This window comes from Salmonella sp. 32082101201600294FB01SM01, assembly GCF_017572865.1.
Classification (GTDB): domain Bacteria; phylum Pseudomonadota; class Gammaproteobacteria; order Enterobacterales; family Enterobacteriaceae; genus Salmonella; species Salmonella enterica.
Genome location: NZ_JAGESB010000002.1, coordinates 586,389 through 606,447, shown reverse-complemented (window position 1 = coordinate 606,447; position 20,059 = coordinate 586,389). Strand labels below are relative to the sequence as shown.

Below are 20,059 nucleotides of genomic sequence, written 5' to 3'. Positions count from 1 at the left end.
AACATTCTCCAGGAAGGTGAGGGGAGCGATTGCTCCCCTAAAATTAAGAGGCGATTTGACTTTGCTGTAGCGCCGTGGCTTTCTCAGCCGCGACAAACTGTCGGGCGCGACGCCAGGTCAGCAGTACGCCGGCCAGATAGATAATGGCAATGACGGCGAAGCCGACGATATTCTGCCAGGTAAAAAGTTGAATCAGCAGCCAGGTGATGGGGGAACCGCCCTGATCCAGCGAGGCGACTTGTCCGCCAGCTTTTAGCGCTCCGGCATTGGCAGCCAGCTGGGTATGCAGGCCAATCGTCTGGGTGGCTATCCACAGGGTGATACCCATGATAATGACACCTGAAATCAGCGTGCGGAACAGGTTGCCCTGGTGTACCGCGACCGCCATCGCAATAAAGAAACCGATGGTGGCGAGGTCGCCGAACGGCAGTACCTGGTTCCCCGGTACTAAGACGGCAATCAGGATGGTCAGCGGAATGAATATCAGGCTCGCGGAGACAACAGAGGTATGACCGAGCAGTAGCGCTGGATCAAGGCCTATCAGGAACTCCTGCCCGCCAAATTTGGCCTGTAGACGTTTACGCGCATGTTTCGCGATAGGCGTTAGGCCATCCATAATAGGTTTAATGACGCGTGGCATAAGCAGCATCACCGCTGCGGTTTTGACCGCCAGTTGCAGAACGGCTTTGGCGTCGTAGCCTGCCAGCACACCAATCACCAGCCCCATCACGAAGCCGACAGTCACCGGCTCGCCAAACGGTCCGAAGCGTTTCTGGACATCGTCTGCGCTAAAGTGAATACGATTGAGACCCGGAATTTTTTCGATAATGGTATCAACGAGCACCGCCACGGGGCCCAGGTACGCGGATGAGCCGTGTGGGATAGCAATCCCCTCGAGGCCAAAATAGTCGCGGGTATCTTTGGCAAACCAGTCCCCCAGTTTGTAGACAAAGGCGGCATGAACCACAACGCCCAGAATCCCCAGCCAGTATGAACCGGTCGCCAGATGCAGCATGGCGCCCGTGAAGGTCATGTGCCAGATATTCCAGATATCGACATTCACCACGCGGGTCATGCGGGTCACCAGCATCAGGACGTTAACCCCGATGGCGACAGGGATCGCGACCAACGCGATTTGTGACGCCCAGGTCATGGGCGATGAACCCGGCCAGCCGACGTCAATAACGTGGAGATTGATTTGGAAATGTTCCGCCATGGCTTTCGCCGCGGGGCCGATAGAATCCAGCATCAGGCCGATGACCAGACCAATACCCACGAAGCCGATACCAATATGCAAACCCGATTTAAAACAATCCCCAAGCTTCATTCCCAGCAGTTTAGAGAACACGATGATCACCAGAGGCAGCATCACCGTTGGGCCTAAGTCGAGGATATAACGCATTATTTCGCTAAACATACGTTACCCCATGAGAATGGACAGAATTTTTTGCTGTAATGCTTCAATACCCACGCCGGAAACAAAAGGCATACCGTGAACGACGGGAATATCGCCAAAGGCGCGATCGACCCTGGCAGTGGTACAGATAAGATCGGCGCCGTCCATATAGGTTTCGATTTCGGTGACCCGGCATTGCACTAAGTCGAGTTCAATATGGTTGGCATCACATAGCTCTTTAATTTCTTCCGCAGCCATCGTTGAGGTTGCAACCGCACCGCCACAGGCCACAATTACTTTACGTTTCATAGGGTATTCCTCATTATTATCAATTTATTATCAAACCTGGGCGCACTGCTCAGGCTCAAGGATGGTTTCCTGAAAGCGTATCGCCAGTTCGGCATCCGGCGCGCTTAACAGGGCATCGAGGGTGCTCGGGTTCTGTAGCTCACTAAACAGGCGGCGCAGAAGTTTTAGCTGTGCCGCCGGGTTTTCAACGATTAAGGCGATGATTAACGAAACGGCAATCTCTTCGTCATCATCCGCCTGTTGAAACATGACCGGCTTATCTGGACGAATCAGATAGATAGCGGGTGATTTCGCATGAACCGCCTCGCAATGAGGGATAGCGACGGCGTGACGCTCCAGCGCAATGCCGGTAGGAAAAGACGCTTCACGTTCCACCAGCGCCTGCGGATAACTATCATGTACCACGCCTTTCGCCAGCATCTCTTTGCCAATGTGCGCCAGCGCCTGTTGGCTCGAGTCGAATGTGATTCCGGTTCGGACAAATAGTTGGCTCATAAATTCTCCATTATTCAGGCGGCATCCGGCGTGCAACCGAAGCGATAAGCGCGCAGAACATCCTGAATTTTGTCAATAATCAGGTTATGCGGCGTGGGGGTGAGCACGCCCTCAGACAGGCGTTCAAACTGTACGGGCATAAACTGGCTAATTAATCCCAGCGGCAATGTGACGTTGTTCAGATTGGCGATTAAATTCTCTACGCTTTGACGAATACGCGGGTGCGGCCAGTAATAGCGAATACGGTCAGACAAACTAAAGTGGATGTCGACCATCGCCTGGCTCCAGGTTGGACGGTAGTATTTTTTCCAGTAGCCTGGCTCGTTTAGCATCACTTCATCGATAACTTCCATCACGCGGCTACGTTGTTCTGGGGATACCAGCTCATTTTCCATTTGCGCAAGTGCGAAAATGGCTTCGCGCAGCGCGAAAGTGAGCGCCGGGCCGACCTTCAGAATGGCGTAATGATCGCGAACGAGGGCGCGGTAGGCCTGTCGCGTCTGATAATCAGTCGAATGCGCTTCATAGACCATCGGCGTTTCTTTTATCCATGCGGAGAGCGCCTGTGCCGCCTGCGGCTGATAATGAATAATCTGGGTATGATCAAATTCAACGCCCGGTTGCACCACAATGGCGATCACGCGTGACAGTGCTTCTTCCAGACCTGATTCACGAAACGCGATTTGGTGAGTTTCCAGCGTACGGGCAGCATCGACTTCGCGGGTGACATGAACGCTGCCGATAGTACTGGCTTCACCGCCAGGAACGGGCACTTCCGTGCCGATGACATAAGTCAGATGGCATTTTTGTTCTTCGTTTGCGGTCTCTTCTGCTGCTTTACAAAGCACGGCGGCACGGCGTGCAACGACCATCGGATCCAACGGTGTCGGGTCATCTGCGCAGGACATCGACGCGTCCAGGTGAATTTTGCTAAAACCAGCGGCGACATACGCTTTTATTAACTCAACCGACTTTTCCATTGCCGCCGCTGCCGGTTCGTTCTGCCAGCAGTTAGGCCCTAAATGATCGCCACCAAGAATCAACCGCTCACGTGGAAATCCCACTTCCTGGGCGATGCCATAGACAAAATCACGAAAGTCAGCCGGTTTCATGCCGGTATAACCGCCAAACTGATTCACCTGATTGGATGTGGCTTCAATCAATACTTTGTTGTCAGTGTTGAGATCGAAAAGCAGAGCTGATTCGATAACCAGGGGATGAGCAGAACAAACTGAACAGATGCCCAGATGTTCTCCTGCTTTATGACGAGCAATTATTCCTTTCACTTTTATCTCCGAATTCTTTCGTTTGTCTTATTCGAAAGAATTTATAGGCTTTCGTAATGTTGTTTTGTGATTTTGATCTGATAAATGAAAGTTGCGAAAGAAAATGTAAGGTGACGAAAGGATGTGTAATGTCTGTAATTTCACTTTGTCATGAAAAACCGTACCCGCCGGAGCGAGCACGGAGGAACAAACGAAGGCTAATTAAACAATCGAGATAGCCAACTGCGCTTTGGCTTCATGGCTTCTGGTGGTGGGGTAACAGGAACGGTGATCATCTCGCCTGCACCAGAGGCGATAAACTCCTCGATTTCACGTAGTGCCTGCTGTGCATCTTCGCCCTGCGCCCGGAACAACAAGCGATGCCCCTTTTTCGCGCCGAGCGACACCACCCGCATCAGGTTTTTCCCGTCCACCGGGCCGGAGGCGTTATCCAGATTTTCTACCGTAATGTGGCTTTGAAACTGTTTGATAAACTTCACCAGCACCGCACTGGGTCTGGCATGTAAACCATGCGGATTATGGATGACAAACGTTGCCTGCTCACCCTCCTGCAACTCCACGGCTGCTGGCGTATTGGTCGTCGATCCAGTCAGTAGCGTTAAAACCTGACTGGGGGATTCGGCTTTAGCCAATGCTTGCGGAATAGCGTCATCGCTGAGCACGCGAGTCAGTTGGCGCAAAATCTCAAGATGTTCATTGGAGCGCGCGGCAATTCCGGTGACCAGATACGCGGTGTTGCCGTCACCCCAGTCAACGCCGTAGCGAAAAACGATTACCTTTACACCGGTTTGTAATACCGCATCGCGAGACTCTGGCGTACCGTGTGGGATCGCGATTCCATTGCCCAGATAAGTGGAAATCTGTGCTTCGCGATCCAACATGCCGCGTAAATAGTCAGGCGTGGTATTGCCAGCCGCAGATAACTTTTCCACCACACGGTGCAGAGCGGTGACTTTATCGAGGCGCTCATCGCTGACAAAAATATCGTGTTCACAGAGCTGCATTCTGACCTCCAGCCTTTACTACAGGAGTTGTGTTGACTGAATTTTTGCGCACAGCCCACAATCTCCATAGGCCAAGCATCACCGCACCACATGCAGAGCCCGCAAGGATACATAACACCCAGGCCAGCGGCTGACTCACCAAAGGTAAAATTAAGAAGCCGCCGTGAGGAGCCGGAACCTGAATACGCAAGCTGTAGCTAAGTACCGCGGAAATGCTGGAAGCAATCATCATCATCGGGATGACACGCAAAGGATCTTTCGCTGCGAAAGGAATCGCGCCTTCAGTGATGTGTGTACAACCGAGGATATAGTTAACCATGCCTGCGGCACGTTCTTCCTCGCTAAAACCTTTTGGAAAGAAGGTGGTCGCCAGAGCAATTACCAGTGGTGGAGTAATACATGCGGCAGACACACCAGCCATAAAGTAGAAGTTGCCCTGGCCCAGTAAAAGCGTGCCGGTGACATAAGCGGCTTTGTTTACCGGGCCGCCAAAGTCAAAGGAGCACATTGCACCCACCACAATACCCAGCAATATTGGATTCGCTTCCTGTAGAGATGCCAGCCAGTTCATCATGCTATTATTGATAGCTGCGACAGGTTGCCCAAGCAGCGACATCAACACGCCAATAACCAGTACGCCAATGAGCGGCATAATAAAAATCGATTTCAGGCCTTCATACTGACGCGGTAAGCCTTCGAGTCGATTCTTTACCCATAACATCAGGTAACCGGCGGCGAATCCGGCAATTATCCCACCGAGAAATCCTGCGCCGGTAGCATTTGCCAGTAAGCCGCCGACAAATCCAGCCACCATCCCTGGTCTGCCAGAAATAGAGAATGCAATATAAGCGGTAAAGACCGGAACCATAATCGAAAAGGCTTGCTGACCGATTTTCATTAGCATAGCGGCGGTTGCATTGTATTCAGCTGAATTAGGATCAGCGGAATAAATCCCCCATAAAAACGACACCGCAATTAATATGCCTCCGGCAACTACAAAAGGCAGCATATTTGAAACACCACTCATCAGGTGTTTATAAATTTGTCGCCCAAGCGATTCTTTTTCGATAATTTCCGTTCTGGTGGTTGATTCGCCTTTACGTATTGGGGCTTCACCATTAATAACTTTGTTAATCAGCTCCGCAGGATGATGGATTGCTTCTTTTACCGGTACTTCAATAACCGGTAAACCATTAAAGCGATCAGGTAAGACATCTTTATCCGCCGCAATAATGACTCCGGCAATATCTACCAGATCAGCAGGTTGAATAGCATTTTCAACGCCACTGGCACCATTGGTTTCAACTTTTATTTCAACAGATAATTTTTTCGCGGCATTTTTTAAGGCTTCTTCAGCCATAAATGTATGCGCAATACCGGTAGGGCAGCCGGTCACTGCAATGATCTTTTTCATAAGCAGACCTTAAATTGTAATTTAACCTACAGCTTTCTGACGTGGATTTGCGAAAGTAAGGTTTCTATTGCCGCAAGTTGGCCTAATCCGGCAGAACTTGCGACATCAGCTCCTGTTGCACTGGCAAGAGATAAGGCATATTCCACTTCTCCTGTAGATAACCACTGGCTGAGAAAGGCGGCCAGTGCAGCATCGCCTGCACAGGCGGAGCTCACCAAATCAACTGTTGGCGCGCTACAAAACCAGTAATCAATCCCATTGGAGAAATACATTCCTTTAGCGCCAAGGGTTAGCAGAACATTTTGTGCACCAAGTGCATGTAAAGTGGTAAGAGTATTTTTCGCATCATTGTCGTCAGAGACAGTTAAACCGAATATTGCTTTAACCTCTTCATCATTTGGTTTAATTAATAACGGTTTGAACTCCAGTAACTGACGTAATGACGGATGACTAATATCTAAAATTACGCCGATATTTTTTTGCTGACAAATATGCATAATTTCTGCGTAAAAGCGGCTTTCAATACCTTGTGGCAGGCTGCCGCTTATCACCAGATATTCTGCATCGGGCAGTTGAGAAATAATCGTGATGATTTGTTGTTTACATTCATCTGGAATATATGAGCCAGGGTTGATCAGTTTATATTCCTGCTGCCCGTCATGAATGAAAATATTAATCCGCGTGGGTTCTTCTACCCATGCTGGTGTGACTGGCATTTTTCGGGTACGCAGGCTTTCTACAATATAATGCCCGGTGAAACCTCCAAAAATTCCTAATATATGCGCAGGTATTTGAAAGTGATCCAGAACCAGCGCAACATTTACCCCTTTACCATTTGGGCAAAACTCGGTGTGGTGAGTGCGATTGACAATATTTGGCTGTAAAGGATCGCTAAATATATTCATATCAATCGCGCTATTAAGTGTTAGCGTGTAGATCACAGGCGATTCCTCACAGTTGCCCTTCACAGCCGCAAACATGAATTACTTTGCGTACCACCTCTTTCATCGCCTGTTTTGCTGGTTGCATATAGTGGCGGGGATCATTGGCTTTCGGGTTTTGCAGGAAATACTCTTTTAAGGCGTCGGAGAAGGCGATTTTCAGTTCGGTGGCAACATTGACTTTGCATACCCCAAGGCTGATGGCCTGGCGAATATCGCTTTCCGGCAAACCAGATGCCCCATGCAATACCAGAGGGATATCCACCAGAGCGCGTATTTCTGCCAGTCGCTCAAAATCAAGTTTAGGTTCAGCGGCATACATGCCGTGTGCCGTGCCGATAGCAACCGCCAGCGAATCAATGCCGGTGCGCGCCACAAACTCACGTGCTTGCTGTGGATTGGTGTAAAGGGCATCTTTGCTGTCTACCACTAAATCATCTTCGATCCCACCAAGGCGGCCCAGTTCTGCCTCCACGCTGGTGTCGTAGCGATGGCAAAAATCGACCACGCTTTTCACCAGCGCCACATTCTCTTCAAAGGGAAAGTGGGAACCATCGATCATGACTGAACGGATCCCTGCCATAACTTTGCTTTCGATATCGGCTAACGATTCATGATGATCCAGATGAATGGCCAGTGGCAGATTGTATTCACGAGCCAGATCGCCCGCGATCGCCACAATGTTACCCATTCCGGCATAGCTAAACGTGCCTGGTGTTCCGGCAACGATCAGCGGTGAGCGCATTTCTGCGGCGGTTTCTACCACCACCTGCAAGGTTTCCAGGTTATGGATGTTAAAGGCTGGCACGGCATAGCCTGCATGCTGGGCCTTCTGGAGCATATTTTTACTGGAAATAATGAACATAGTGGTCTCCGTTTATAACTTTCGAAATTAAAGTTTAAAATAAAAATAACCTTCGTTTTGAAAGTAATGTAACGATCATTGCCACACATGATTGTGATCATCGACACAAAAGCAGGATAATTTTTCTTAAATGAAAGCAAAAATGTGGATTTAAATTTTGTTTTGTAAGTAAATAGGAGACGTGAAAATTCTATAATTAATTGATTTTATTGTTGTGTTTTCCATTGAGCATTCGGTGACGTGGTGCAAAATTGACATCCCCTGTCAGAAGTTTAAAAATGAAAGTTAAAGCACGGGATAACTTCCCGACGAAGCGGAAAAAAAGGGTATGTTGTGGCAAAACCATCTACCAGCCTGTTGAAAAGGCGTCTGGACATTGCCGAAATCGTCCGTAAAAACGGCGAAATAAAAGTAGACGATTTGGCTGAAATGTTATCGGTTTCAGGGGTAACGATCCGTAATGATCTCAATTACCTGGAGCAACAAGGCTATCTGAAACGCTCCTTTGGCGGAGCGATTTACACGGCCCAACCCGTCAGAGCAGCGGTAAGCCATGAAGTGGTGCAGTCGCAGGCGTTAGAGCATAGCGTAGAGCTGGAACTGGCTAAGCAGGTTGCCCGTCTGGTCTGCGACGACGATACCGTGTTTCTGGGGGCCGGAGAGGTGTTGCGTAAAGCGCTTCCTTTCCTGGGCGATTATCGGGATCTGTGCCTTATCATCAACGATCTTAGCCATGTTGCGCCGGCCCGTGATTATATCGATGGTGAAATTGTGTTGTTGGGCGGTGTACTGGGGCGTAGTGGCCAGGCGCTGGGGGGCGAAATCGCCATCCAATCTTTGCAACAATTTCAACCGTCATGTTGTCTGGTGATGGTAGACCATATCAGCGAGGATGGCACGCTCAACGTGAAAAACGAAAGTGCAGCTGCTTTGCTAAGTGAATGCCTGCGCCTTAGTGGACAGAGTATTGCCGTGGTGGCGCAGCGTCCGATTCATGATGTGGCGCGTTATCCGGTAGGGAAACTGAATACGCTGAGCGCGATTATTACGCCACAGATTGTCGCCGCTGAGTACCACTCACGGTTTCTGGCCGACGGCTTAACCAACAGTTATACCAATAACGAATGTCTGACCTGGATAAACCCGACCCTGCATCAGGCAAGATGAAGGACAACGCATGAACATAACAATCGCAACATTGGGTGAATTGCTCGTCGAGTTTCTGGCAAAAAAAGAGAACCAGGGATTTTCCTCTCCGGGAGAATTTTGGGGGCCGTATCCCAGTGGGGCGCCCGCCATATTTGCCGATCAGGTTGCTAAACTTGGTTTTCGTTCATTGTTGTTTAGCTGTGTTGGCAACGATGCCTTTGGCGTTATGAATATTACCCGCTTGTCGCGCGATGGCGTAAATGTACAGGGAATTTCCGTACTGCCGAACGCCACAACAGGCAGTGCTTTTGTCAGCTACCGAAGCCAGGCCCAGCGCGATTTTATTTTCAACATGCCGGACAGTGCGTGCGGTTTGCTGAGTGCCGATCACCTTGATGAAACATTACTCAGACAATATCGCCACTTTCATATTATGGGATCGTCATTATTTTCCTTTCGTTTGATCGATGCCGTACGCAAGGCGATTAGCATTGTAAAAGAAAATGGTGGCACAATTTCTTTCGATCCTAATATCCGTAAAGAGATGCTAAAGATCCGCGAAATGTCGCAGGCCTTTGAATACATTCTTGATTACACGGATTTCTTCCTGCCAAGCGATGGCGAACTGGATTATTTCGGCCTGAGTAAATCCCGCGATGAAGAGAAAATTGTCGCAAGGCTTCACAAGCGTGGAATTGCCCACGTCATCATTAAACGTGGCGCCCGTGGAGCCAGTTACTATTCAAAAGACGAACAACATCATGTGGCTGGGTATCCGGTGAAGGTGGTTGATCCTACAGGCGCTGGCGATTGCTTTGGCGCAACCTTTGTTAGCCTGTTTCTTGCGGGATATTCCGTACCCGATGCTTTAGCCCATGCTAATGCCGCAGGATCGCTGGCTATCTCTGCGCGTGGGCCGATGGAAGGCACGTCCACGCTGGCACAAATTAAAGAATTGATGATGCAGCAGAATTGAGTAAAGGTGATTAATAGGCTGTCGTTATATTCGACATACCTCAAATTGCATGTGCTGCGACTCAAATTAGTGAGAAACGTAATGTTGCGCCTGGCAGAGAATTTCAATTTATTGAATTTTAATGCTTTTATGGTGGAGTGGGTGTTTTTGCCATATCCGGTATGAACATGGCGCAGTTTATCAAACATATGAAAACATGGCCCTTAAGCCATGTTTTGCGAGGCGCTTTCCAGAATAGATCAGGTCACAGGTGCCGGGTTAAACACTGCCAGCTGGTTATGCAATCCCCACTGGTCCGAGAAAGTCTTTTTCCGGCCGCTGGCGACATCGAGAATAAAGTGAAACAGCTTCCAGCCCACATCTTCGATTGTCTCTTCACCCGTGGCGATGGTGCCTGCATTGATATCCATTAAGTCATACCAACGGTTCGCCAGCTCGGTACGCGTCGCCATTTTAATGACCGGCACCGCCATCAGCCCGTAAGGCGTGCCGCGTCCGGTGGTAAAGACCTGTACGGTAATGCCGGAAGCGACCTGCTGCGTGCCGCAGACGAAATCGCTGGCGGGCGTCGCGGCGTAAATCAGGCCGCGTTTGGTGGGGCGCTGGCCCGGCGATAATACTTCGACAATGGCGCTCTTACCCGATTTAGCGATAGAGCCCAACGCTTTTTCCACGACGTTCGCCAGGCCGCCTTTTTTGTTGCCAGGGGACGGGTTAGCGCTGCGATCGGTTTTCCCCATATCAAGATAGTTATCGTACCAGGCCATTTCATCCAGCAGGCGTTTACCCACGGCTTCGTTGATGGCGCGCGGCGTCAGAAGATGAATGGCATCGCGCACTTCGGTGACCTCCGAGAACATGACGGTCGCGCCGCAGCGTACCAACAGATCGGAAGCATAACCCACCGCCGGGTTTGCCGTGACGCCGGAAAACGCATCGCTGCCGCCACACTGCATCCCGACGACCAGCTCGGAGGCCGGGCAGGTTTCGCGCTGGCGCTGGTTCAGTTTCGTCAGATGGCGTTCGGCGACCCGCAAAATATCGTCGACCATTGATTTAAAGCCGACATGCTGCTCGTCCTGTAAACGCACAATACTGGCGCTTTCAACGGCGATGGCGGGAACATCCTCGGTGCCTTCCAGCAGCCGTTCCGGCTGCAGTTTTTCGCAACCGAGGCCAATCACCATCACTTCGCCGCCAAAATTGGGGTTGAGCGCGATATTATGAATCGTGCGAATCGGCACGACCGCCGCCGGCGCGTTGATTGCCACGCCGCAGCCGTACAGATGGTTTAGCCCTACAACGCCATCGACATTCGGGTATTTGGGCAGGAGATCGCGCTCAATCACTTTCACCACATAATCGACCACGCCCGCCACACAGTGCACGCTGGTGGTAATGCCAAGCAGATTTTTGGTGCCGACGCTGCCATCGGCGTTACGATAGCCCTCAAACGTATAGCCTTCCAGCGGCGGCAGCGGTTCCGGTACTTTGGTCGCCAACGGTAGCGTATTCAGCGGCGGCGCTTTTGGCAGTTCAACCAGCGACTCGTCGATCCAGCTTCCGCGCGGGATGTCGCGTACCGCATAACCGATGACTTCGCCATAACGGATGATTTCGCCGTGAGCGGGGATATCCGTCAGAGCGACTTTATGGCCTTGCGGAATATGTTCAGTCAGTTCCAGGCCATCCGGAAAACGTGTTCCGGCTTTAAGACCGTGGTCATTAACAATAATTGCGACATTATCGGTTTCATGTACTTTTATATAAAACGCCGATGGCGATTCCTGGCGAATTTCGATATTGGCCATTGTTCAACATTCTCCAGCCTGGATGATAGAAATAGGATTATCTATTTTGGTTATGGTTAAATCGTTAAATCTCAATATAAGAAATAAAGTTCATGCATAATGAAATAAGAATGACAGGAGTATAAATATAAGAATGTGATCCAGATCACCGCAAATTATGAAATTTTTTATGTAGGCCGGGTAAAGCGTAAATGTGTGCATTAGCGCCCAGTATCATGGGCGTATGCTCAAAAATAAGCGTTAAATAATCCCTTTTTAATGAGCGTTTGCACAATGATTATCCGCCATAGGCTGTTTATACTGAATGGCGAATTCAGTGTATCTGACGAGTTATTTGAAAATACCATGATAATAATAAAAGACGATAAAGATATCAGAACGGTATATTGTGCTACAGGATGTGTACCACATTAGAAATAGAATGTGGAGATCCATTCTGATTTCAGATAAGCATTTTATTGTCGTTGCTATAAGTTATGGTGGCGGCATCACATGTAGAGAATTAAAGAAATAAGCGAAGGTATAAGCGATGAATAACGCTATTTTCCCTAATAAGTTTAAAGCGGCGCTGGCGGCGCAACAGGTGCAGATTGGCTGCTGGTCTGCACTGGCAAGCCCAATCACCACCGAAGTTCTCGGTCTGGCGGGATTTGACTGGCTGGTGCTGGATGGCGAACATGCGCCGAACGATGTGACCACCTTAATTCCGCAGCTAATGGCATTGAAAGGCAGCGCCAGCGCGCCTGTAGTACGTGTGCCAACCAATGAACCGGTCATTATCAAACGGATGCTGGATATTGGGTTTTATAACTTCCTGATCCCCTTTGTTGAAACGCAAGAGGAAGCGGCTCGCGCCGTCGCCTCGACGCGTTACCCGCCGGAAGGCATTCGCGGCGTCTCCGTTTCTCACCGCGCGAATATGTTCGGTACGGTGCCTGATTACTTTGCGCAGTCGAACAAAAACATCACCATTATTGTTCAAATCGAAAGCCAGTTGGGTGTCGACAATGTTGATGCCATCGCCGCAACGGAAGGCGTTGATGGCATTTTTGTCGGCCCCAGCGATCTGGCCGCCGCGCTGGGTCATCTCGGCAATGCTTCTCACCCTGACGTGCAGCAGACGATTCAACATATTTTCGCCCGCGCTAAAGCGCACGGTAAACCGTGCGGCATTCTGGCGCCGGTAGAGGCGGATGCCCGCCGTTATCTGGAATGGGGCGCGACCTTTGTCGCCGTTGGCAGCGATTTAGGCGCATTCCGCGCCAGCACGCAGAAGCTTGCCGACACCTTTAAAAAATAATCCTGGTATGGAAAGAGAGAACGCTATGACGATGAAAGTTGGCTTTATTGGCTTAGGCATCATGGGTAAGCCCATGAGCAAAAACTTACTGAAAGCAGGGTATTCGCTGGTGGTGTCCGATCGTAATCCTGAAGCGATTGCCGACGTCATTGCCGCAGGCGCGGAAACGGCCTCTACGGCGAAGGCGATCGCTGAACAGTGTGACGTCATCATCACGATGCTGCCTAACTCTCCGCATGTGAAAGAGGTTGCGCTGGGCGAGAACGGTATCATCGAAGGCGCGAAGCCGGGAACCGTATTGATTGATATGAGTTCTATCGCGCCGCTGGCAAGCCGTGAAATCAGCGATGCGCTGAAGGCGAAGGGCGTTGAGATGTTGGATGCGCCGGTCAGCGGCGGCGAGCCGAAGGCGATTGATGGCACGCTGTCGGTGATGGTGGGGGGCGATAAAGCCATTTTCGACAAGTACTACGACCTGATGAAAGCGATGGCGGGTTCCGTGGTGCATACCGGCGATATCGGCGCAGGCAACGTCACAAAACTGGCTAACCAGGTGATCGTGGCGTTGAATATCGCCGCCATGTCTGAAGCGCTGACGCTGGCGACTAAAGCGGGCGTCAACCCGGATCTGGTCTATCAGGCGATTCGCGGCGGTCTGGCTGGCAGCACGGTACTGGATGCGAAAGCGCCGATGGTCATGGACCGAAACTTTAAGCCAGGTTTCCGTATCGATCTGCACATTAAAGATCTGGCGAATGCGCTGGATACCTCCCACGGCGTTGGCGCGCAGCTCCCGCTGACCGCCGCCGTTATGGAAATGATGCAGGCGTTACGCGCGGATGGACACGGTAATGACGACCATAGCGCGCTGGCGTGCTACTACGAAAAACTGGCGAAAGTGGAAGTCACTCGCTAACGACGTTGTGCCCGGATGGCGTGTAGCGATCCGGGCCTGAATTTCAGGCTGGATAAGTGAAACGCCATCCGGCGTTGTGCAGTAACAGGCTACCACTATGAAAATCGTAATTGCCCCCGACTCCTACAAAGAAAGCCTTTCTGCCGCCGAGGTAGCGCAGGCGATAGAAAAAGGATTTCGGGAAATTTTCCCCGATGCGCAATATGTCTCTGTTCCGGTTGCCGATGGCGGCGAAGGAACGGTCGAAGCCATGATTGCCGCGACGCAGGGCGTTGAACGCGCCGCATGGGTGACCGGGCCGTTGGGTGAAAAAGTGAAAGCCTGCTGGGGAATGTCCGGGGATGGTAAAACCGCGTTTATTGAAATGGCGGCGGCCAGCGGACTGGCGCTGGTTCCGCCAGAAAAACGCAACCCTTTGATTACTACCTCGCGGGGAACGGGGGAGCTGATATTGCAGGCGCTGGAAAGCGGCGCAAGCAATATCATTATCGGCATTGGCGGCAGCGCGACAAATGACGGCGGCGCAGGGATGATGCAGGCGCTGGGCGCAAAACTGCGCGATGCAAACGGCGCGGATATCGGTTACGGTGGCGGAAGCCTTCATTGTCTAAGCGACATTGATATTTCAGAGCTCGATCCCCGTTTAAAACTCTGCGCTATTCGTGTCGCTTGCGATGTCTCTAATCCTCTGATCGGCGACAACGGCGCATCACGAATTTTTGGGCCGCAGAAAGGCGCGACCGAAGAGAACATTGTTGAGCTGGACAGAAATCTTGCTCACTATGCCGACATCATAAAAAAATCGCTGAATGTCGACGTAAAGGCGGCGCCCGGCGCAGGCGCGGCAGGCGGTATGGGGGCGGCGTTAATGGCTTTTCTCGGTGCGGAATTACGCAGCGGGATCGAAATTGTCACGGCGGCACTGAACCTGGAGGAGCATATCCACGACTGTACGCTGGTGGTGACGGGAGAAGGGCGGATTGATAGCCAAAGTATTCGCGGTAAAGTGCCGATTGGCGTCGCGAATGTGGCGAAAAAATATCATAAGCCAGTGATTGGCATTGCCGGCAGCCTGACGCACGATGTAGGGATAGTGCATCACTATGGCATCGACGCTGTCTTTAGCGTACTCACGCGCATCGTGACGCTGGAGGAGGCTTTTCGGGGCGCTTTTGACAATATTTATCGGGCATCCAGAAATGTTGCTGCTGCTCTGGCGATAGGAATGCGCAGCGCAGGGTGACAAAGTCGCGCGAACCCTCTATACTGCGCGCCGAAGCTGACCAGACAGTCGCCGCTTCGTCGTCGTCCTTTCGGGGAGACGGGCGGAGGGGAGGAAAGTCCGGGCTCCATAGGGCAGGGTGCCAGGTAACGCCTGGGGGGGAAACCCACGACCAGTGCAACAGAGAGCAAACCGCCGATGGCCCACGTAAGTGGGATCAGGTAAGGGTGAAAGGGTGCGGTAAGAGCGCACCGCGCGGCTGGTAACAGTCCGTGGCACGGTAAACTCCACCCGGAGCAAGGCCAAATAGGGGTTCATAAGGTACGGCCCGTACTGAACCCGGGTAGGCTGCTTGAGCCAGTGAGCGATTGCTGGCCTAGATGAATGACTGTCCACGACAGAACCCGGCTTATCGGTCAGTTTCACTTCTTCATAAAACCCGCTTCGGCGGGTTTTTGCTTTTACAGGGCGACAGGATGAATGACTGTCCACGACACTATACCCAAAAGAAAGCGGCTTATCGGTCAGTTTCACCTCTTCATAAAACCCGTCAGTGTAAGCTGGCGGTTTTTTGCTTTTACAGGGCGGCAGGATGAATGACTGTCCACGACGCTATACCCAAAAGAAAGCGGCTTATCGGTCAGTTTCACTTCTTCATAAAACCCGCTTCGGCGGGTTTTTGCTTTTACAGGGCGACAGGATGAATGACTGTCTACGACGCTATACCCAAAAGAAAGCGGCTTATCGGTCAGTTTCACCTCTTCATAAAATCCGTCAGTGTAAGCTGGCGGGTTTTTGCTTTTACAGGGCGACAGGATGAATGACTGTCCACGACACTATACCCAAAAGAAAGCGGCTTATCGGTCAGTTTCACCTCTTCATAAAACCCGCTTCGGCGGGTTTTTGCTTATCAGGCCGGTGAAGGGTATAGAGGTTGCAGAAGACGCCAGCGTCACTATCCGGCAATTAATTGACAGCCGTGGTGACATAATATTATTCGTTTTTGTGATGAGAAACACAAAACGCTATAGACTGCGCTCTTTTTAGTTGAAGTGAAAAGCAATCGATTTCTTTCACAAAATTACATCCTGAAAAACAGCAAGAAAGCGGTGTAAATTATTTGTTGTAAATGAAAATTAAATGTATGAAATATTTTGGTTAAAATTTTATTAAATGTTTCTTTACAAACAAATAAGGTAAAAAAATGTGACGCGTAACGGTTTTTAAGCGCATTTACCTCCGGTTTATACTTAAATTTGAGAAATTACACTTTAAATTTAACGCTGGAATTGTCGATAAAATGTCCCGTAATTGATTGAAATATCGTCTTCACAGGACGTCGAAAATAGGAGGTAAAATAGACTGGTTATCGCCATAATATATCGTTATCCCGACCCTGTTTTTTGATTGAAATCAGACTAAGTTACTGCTTTGTTTTTGCAACTTATTGAAATAATAGGTTTTATTTATTTAATAAAGACCATGTAAAAATTGCGGCAAGTTAATTTGTGAGTGGTCGCACATAACCTTTAAGATTTAATTTGCTACACTTCCTGCCGTTCACAATGTTATTTCAGAGCGGTAGATATGAATACTCTTGTTCTCCCTAAAACACAGCATTTGGTGGTCTTTCAGGAAGTCATTAGAAGTGGTTCTATCGGTTCTGCCGCAAAATCGTTAGGGTTAACCCAGCCCGCCGTCAGTAAAATCATTAGCGATGTTGAGGCCTATTTTGGCGTTGAGCTAATTGTACGCAAAAATACCGGCGTTACGTTGACCGAAGCGGGACAGGTACTGCTTTCCTGGTCTGAATCTATCACCCGCGAAATGAAAAACATGATCAACGAGATGAACAGTATGACGTGCAATACCGTTGTCGACGTCTCGTTTGGTTTTCCTTCGCTGATTGGCTTTACCTTCATGTCCGATATGATTCATAAGTTCAAAGAGGTCTTTCCAAAAGCGCAGGTATCCATGTACGAAGCCCAGCTCTCTTCATTCCTGCCGGCCCTGCGCGACGGGCGGCTGGACTTTGCTATTGGTACGCTCAGTAATGAAATGCAGCTACAGGATCTGCATGTCGAGCCGCTGTTTGAATCAGAGTTTGTCCTGGTAGCCAGCAAGTCCCGAACATGCACCGGCACCATCACACTGGAATCGTTAAAGGACGAACAGTGGGTGTTGCCGCAAACGAATATGGGCTACTACAGCGAATTACTCACCACTCTACAACGAAATGGCATCAGCATCGAAAACATTGTTAAAACAGATTCCGTTGTCACAATATATAATCTTGTTCTCAATGCTGATTTCTTAACTGTTATTCCCTGCGATATGACCACGCCTTTTGGCTCTAATCAATTTATCACGATACCCATAAAAGACACGTTACCCGTCGCACGTTATGCGGCGGTATGGTCTAAAAATTATCGTATCAAAAAAGCCGCTTCAGTATTAGTAGAATTGGCTAAGCAATATTCATCATATAATGGATGCAGACGCAGGCAGTTAATAGAAATTGAATGATATGGAATAAACATATTTAGCGAGATTGACGCCAACTGTTTCTTTTGAACAGTGGGCAACGGTAACTTATTTTTAATACCCAGGTTAAGAGGTTATAATGCACATTACATACGATCTCCCGGTTGCAATTGAAGATATCCTCGAAGCGAAAAAAAGACTGGCGGGGAAGATATATAAAACGGGAATGCCTCGCTCTAACTATTTTAGTGAACGTTGCAAAGGCGAAATATTTCTCAAGTTTGAAAATATGCAGCGTACGGGTTCATTTAAAATTCGTGGCGCTTTTAACAAACTTAGCTCGTTAACGGAGGCGGAAAAACGTAAAGGCGTCGTGGCCTGTTCCGCAGGTAATCATGCACAGGGCGTTTCTCTTTCTTGCGCAATGCTGGGTATTGACGGCAAAGTCGTGATGCCGAAGGGCGCGCCAAAGTCAAAAGTGGCGGCCACCTGTGATTATTCGGCGGAAGTGGTGCTCCACGGTGACAACTTCAATGACACCATTGCTAAGGTGAGTGAAATTGTCGAAACCGAAGGCCGCATTTTTATTCCGCCTTACGACGATCCAAAAGTCATTGCCGGACAGGGCACTATTGGTCTGGAAATTATGGAAGATCTGTACGATGTCGATAATGTCATCGTGCCTATTGGCGGCGGCGGTTTAATTGCAGGTATTGCCATTGCGATTAAATCGATTAACCCGACCATTAAAGTTATCGGCGTACAGGCCGAAAATGTTCACGGTATGGCGGCGTCTTATTACGCTGGCGAAATAACCACGCACCGAACGACCGGCACCCTGGCGGATGGTTGTGATGTCTCCCGCCCGGGTAATTTAACCTATGAAATCGTTCGTGAATTAGTCGATGACATTGTCCTGGTTAGCGAAGATGAAATTCGTAACAGCATGATCGCTTTAATTCAGCGCAATAAGGTTATTACTGAAGGCGCTGGCGCTCTGGCCTGCGCCGCACTATTAAGCGGGAAATTAGATAGCCATATTCAGAACAGAAAAACGGTCAGTATTATTTCTGGCGGCAATATCGATCTTTCTCGTGTATCACAAATTACGGGTTTAGTTGACGCTTAATCTTTTCGTGAGGATAGGATATGAGTACTACTGATAGCATTGTATCCAGCCAGGCAAAACAGTCGTCATGGCGTAAATCGGACACGACGTGGACGCTGGGTTTATTTGGTACCGCCATTGGCGCCGGGGTGCTGTTTTTCCCTATCCGCGCCGGGTTTGGCGGGCTTATCCCCATTCTGCTGATGCTGGTTTTAGCTTACCCCATTGCGTTCTATTGTCACCGGGCGCTGGCGCGTCTGTGTTTATCCGGATCTAATCCGTCCGGCAATATTACGGAAACGGTCGAAGAGCACTTTGGTAAAACGGGCGGGGTAGTTATCACGTTCCTTTACTTCTTTGCGATTTGTCCGCTGCTGTGGATTTATGGCGTCACCATTACTAATACGTTCATGACGTTTTGGGAAAACCAGTTGCAGATGCCAGCGTTGAATCGCGGTTTCGTGGCGCTGTTCTTGCTGCTGCTGATGGCCTTTGTGATCTGGTTTGGTAAAGATCTGATGGTTAAGGTGATGAGTTACCTGGTATGGCCGTTTATCGCCAGTCTGGTGCTAATCTCATTATCGCTGATTCCTTACTGGAACTCGGCGGTTATTGATCAGGTTGATCTCAGTAATATCGCGCTGACCGGGCATGATGGCATACTGGTTACGGTGTGGCTGGGCATCTCTATCATGGTGTTCTCCTTTAACTTTTCGCCCATCGTCTCTTCCTTCGTGGTGTCTAAGCGTGAAGAGTATGAGAAAGAGTTTGGTCGCGAATTTACCGAGCGGAAATGTTCACAGATCATCTCGCGCGCCAGTATGCTGATGGTCGCCGTGGTGATGTTCTTCGCCTTTAGCTGCCTGTTTACGCTCTCTCCGCAGAACATGGCGGATGCGAAAGCGCAGAACATTCCGGTACTTTCCTACCTGGCCAACCATTTCGCCTCTTTGTCGGGGACAAAATCTACTTTTGCAACGGTGCTGGAGTATGGCGCGTCTATCATCGCGCTGGTTGCTATTTTCAAATCTTTCTTCGGTCACTACCTGGGGACGCTGGAAGGGCTGAACGGCCTGGTGCTGAAATTCGGTTATAAAGGCGATAAAACCAAAGTCTCTATGGGCAAGCTTAACACCATCAGCATGATCTTCATTATGGGGTCTACCTGGGTCGTAGCTTACGCAAACCCGAACATTCTGGACCTGATTGAAGCGATGGGCGCGCCGATTATCGCCTCGCTGTTATGCCTGCTGCCGATGTACGCCATTCGTAAAGCGCCGTCGCTGGCGAAGTACCGTGGTCGTCTGGATAACGTGTTCGTCACCCTGATTGGTCTGCTGACCATCCTGAATATTGTCTACAAATTGTTCTAATCCTCACGTT

17 protein-coding genes and 1 other RNA gene are annotated in these 20,059 nt (G+C 49.8%); 9 read left to right on the top strand and 9 right to left on the bottom strand.

Annotation, left to right across the window (positions count from 1 at the left end; genetic code table 11):
* Window positions 1-43 precede the first annotated feature (43 nt).
* From J4645_RS12665 to J4645_RS12630, 8 genes are all read right to left on the bottom strand, one after another.
* On the bottom strand, window positions 44-1,417 hold the full coding sequence (locus J4645_RS12665) for a PTS galactitol transporter subunit IIC (protein ID WP_000490601.1): 1,374 nt from the start codon (window positions 1,415-1,417) through the stop codon (window positions 44-46).
* A gap of 3 nt (window positions 1,418-1,420) precedes the next feature.
* Window positions 1,421-1,705 carry a PTS galactitol transporter subunit IIB gene (gatB, locus tag J4645_RS12660; protein ID WP_000824293.1) on the bottom strand — a complete coding sequence of 95 codons (285 nt, stop codon included), beginning with the start codon at window positions 1,703-1,705 and terminating at the stop codon, window positions 1,421-1,423.
* Between the two features lie 30 nt (window positions 1,706-1,735).
* Window positions 1,736-2,200 (bottom strand): PTS galactitol transporter subunit IIA, encoded by a 465-nt coding sequence (gene gatA / locus J4645_RS12655; protein ID WP_000080444.1) that lies wholly within the window; start codon window positions 2,198-2,200, stop codon window positions 1,736-1,738.
* 14 nt (window positions 2,201-2,214) lie between these two features.
* Window positions 2,215-3,486 (bottom strand): tagatose-bisphosphate aldolase subunit GatZ, encoded by a 1,272-nt coding sequence (gene gatZ, locus J4645_RS12650; protein WP_023214438.1) that lies wholly within the window; start codon window positions 3,484-3,486, stop codon window positions 2,215-2,217.
* A gap of 197 nt (window positions 3,487-3,683) precedes the next feature.
* Window positions 3,684-4,490, bottom strand: a complete 807-nt coding sequence (locus tag J4645_RS12645; RefSeq protein ID WP_023214437.1) for an HPr family phosphocarrier protein — start codon at window positions 4,488-4,490, stop codon at window positions 3,684-3,686.
* Window positions 4,477-5,904, bottom strand: a complete 1,428-nt coding sequence (locus J4645_RS12640) for a PTS fructose transporter subunit IIBC (protein ID WP_000719914.1) — start codon at window positions 5,902-5,904, stop codon at window positions 4,477-4,479. The genes J4645_RS12645 and J4645_RS12640 overlap by 14 nt, the downstream gene beginning before the upstream one ends.
* Window positions 5,905-5,930: 26 nt before the next feature.
* The gene (gene pfkB / locus J4645_RS12635) at window positions 5,931-6,845 is read right to left on the bottom strand and encodes a 1-phosphofructokinase (protein WP_000640685.1); all 915 of its coding nucleotides are present in this window, start codon (window positions 6,843-6,845) and stop codon (window positions 5,931-5,933) included.
* A 10-nt stretch (window positions 6,846-6,855) separates the two neighbouring features.
* Entirely contained in the window at window positions 6,856-7,710 is an 855-nt protein-coding gene (locus J4645_RS12630) for a tagatose bisphosphate family class II aldolase (RefSeq protein WP_000469985.1), read from the bottom strand.
* A gap of 333 nt (window positions 7,711-8,043) precedes the next feature.
* Here J4645_RS12630 and J4645_RS12625 point away from each other — a divergent pair, with 333 nt between their 5' ends.
* Both J4645_RS12625 and J4645_RS12620 read left to right on the top strand, forming a co-directional pair.
* Window positions 8,044-8,877: a DeoR/GlpR family DNA-binding transcription regulator gene (locus J4645_RS12625; RefSeq protein ID WP_001118368.1), complete on the top strand. Its 834-nt coding sequence runs from the start codon at window positions 8,044-8,046 to the stop codon at window positions 8,875-8,877.
* 10 nt (window positions 8,878-8,887) lie between these two features.
* Window positions 8,888-9,835, top strand: a complete 948-nt coding sequence (locus tag J4645_RS12620) for a sugar kinase (protein ID WP_001027806.1) — start codon at window positions 8,888-8,890, stop codon at window positions 9,833-9,835.
* Window positions 9,836-10,074: 239 nt separating this feature from the next.
* Here J4645_RS12620 and garD read toward each other — a convergent pair whose 3' ends face one another.
* Window positions 10,075-11,646 (bottom strand): galactarate dehydratase, encoded by a 1,572-nt coding sequence (garD, locus tag J4645_RS12615; RefSeq protein ID WP_001273723.1) that lies wholly within the window; start codon window positions 11,644-11,646, stop codon window positions 10,075-10,077.
* Window positions 11,647-12,175: 529 nt separating this feature from the next.
* Here garD and garL point away from each other — a divergent pair.
* The 7 genes from garL to tdcC all read left to right on the top strand — a co-directional run bounded on the left by garL (window position 12,176) and on the right by tdcC (window position 20,049).
* Window positions 12,176-12,946: a 2-dehydro-3-deoxyglucarate aldolase gene (gene garL / locus J4645_RS12610; RefSeq protein ID WP_001057715.1), complete on the top strand. Its 771-nt coding sequence runs from the start codon at window positions 12,176-12,178 to the stop codon at window positions 12,944-12,946.
* Between the two features lie 25 nt (window positions 12,947-12,971).
* Complete coding sequence (garR, locus tag J4645_RS12605; RefSeq protein WP_000178106.1) at window positions 12,972-13,862, top strand: 2-hydroxy-3-oxopropionate reductase; 891 nt, start codon at window positions 12,972-12,974, stop codon at window positions 13,860-13,862.
* 97 nt (window positions 13,863-13,959) lie between these two features.
* A complete protein-coding gene (gene garK / locus J4645_RS12600) occupies window positions 13,960-15,105 on the top strand; it encodes a glycerate 2-kinase (protein WP_000706458.1) in 1,146 nt (381 codons plus the stop codon).
* 32 nt (window positions 15,106-15,137) lie between these two features.
* Window positions 15,138-15,512, top strand: an RNA gene (rnpB, locus tag J4645_RS12595) — RNase P RNA component class A.
* A gap of 1,159 nt (window positions 15,513-16,671) precedes the next feature.
* Window positions 16,672-17,610, top strand: coding sequence for a transcriptional regulator TdcA (gene tdcA, locus J4645_RS12590; RefSeq protein WP_001094907.1), 939 nt, complete (start codon window positions 16,672-16,674; stop codon window positions 17,608-17,610).
* Between the two features lie 97 nt (window positions 17,611-17,707).
* Window positions 17,708-18,697, top strand: a complete 990-nt coding sequence (tdcB, locus tag J4645_RS12585) for a bifunctional threonine ammonia-lyase/L-serine ammonia-lyase TdcB (RefSeq protein WP_000548368.1) — start codon at window positions 17,708-17,710, stop codon at window positions 18,695-18,697.
* A 20-nt stretch (window positions 18,698-18,717) separates the two neighbouring features.
* Window positions 18,718-20,049 carry a threonine/serine transporter TdcC gene (gene tdcC / locus J4645_RS12580; protein WP_000108129.1) on the top strand — a complete coding sequence of 444 codons (1,332 nt, stop codon included), beginning with the start codon at window positions 18,718-18,720 and terminating at the stop codon, window positions 20,047-20,049.
* Window positions 20,050-20,059: the final 10 nt, after the last annotated feature.

Coding starts and splice junctions, on each gene's coding strand:
- tdcC (WP_000108129.1), top strand. CDS start 18,718: ATGAGTACTACTGATAGCATTGTATCCAGCCAGGCAAAACAGTCGTCA.
- tdcB (WP_000548368.1), top strand. CDS start 17,708: ATGCACATTACATACGATCTCCCGGTTGCAATTGAAGATATCCTCGAA.
- J4645_RS12645 (WP_023214437.1), bottom strand. CDS start 4,490: ATGCAGCTCTGTGAACACGATATTTTTGTCAGCGATGAGCGCCTCGAT.
- J4645_RS12620 (WP_001027806.1), top strand. CDS start 8,888: ATGAACATAACAATCGCAACATTGGGTGAATTGCTCGTCGAGTTTCTG.
- tdcA (WP_001094907.1), top strand. CDS start 16,672: ATGAATACTCTTGTTCTCCCTAAAACACAGCATTTGGTGGTCTTTCAG.
- J4645_RS12630 (WP_000469985.1), bottom strand. CDS start 7,710: ATGTTCATTATTTCCAGTAAAAATATGCTCCAGAAGGCCCAGCATGCA.
- gatA (WP_000080444.1), bottom strand. CDS start 2,200: ATGAGCCAACTATTTGTCCGAACCGGAATCACATTCGACTCGAGCCAA.
- garD (WP_001273723.1), bottom strand. CDS start 11,646: ATGGCCAATATCGAAATTCGCCAGGAATCGCCATCGGCGTTTTATATA.
- gatB (WP_000824293.1), bottom strand. CDS start 1,705: ATGAAACGTAAAGTAATTGTGGCCTGTGGCGGTGCGGTTGCAACCTCA.
- garR (WP_000178106.1), top strand. CDS start 12,972: ATGACGATGAAAGTTGGCTTTATTGGCTTAGGCATCATGGGTAAGCCC.
- J4645_RS12640 (WP_000719914.1), bottom strand. CDS start 5,904: ATGAAAAAGATCATTGCAGTGACCGGCTGCCCTACCGGTATTGCGCAT.
- garK (WP_000706458.1), top strand. CDS start 13,960: ATGAAAATCGTAATTGCCCCCGACTCCTACAAAGAAAGCCTTTCTGCC.
- garL (WP_001057715.1), top strand. CDS start 12,176: ATGAATAACGCTATTTTCCCTAATAAGTTTAAAGCGGCGCTGGCGGCG.
- J4645_RS12665 (WP_000490601.1), bottom strand. CDS start 1,417: ATGTTTAGCGAAATAATGCGTTATATCCTCGACTTAGGCCCAACGGTG.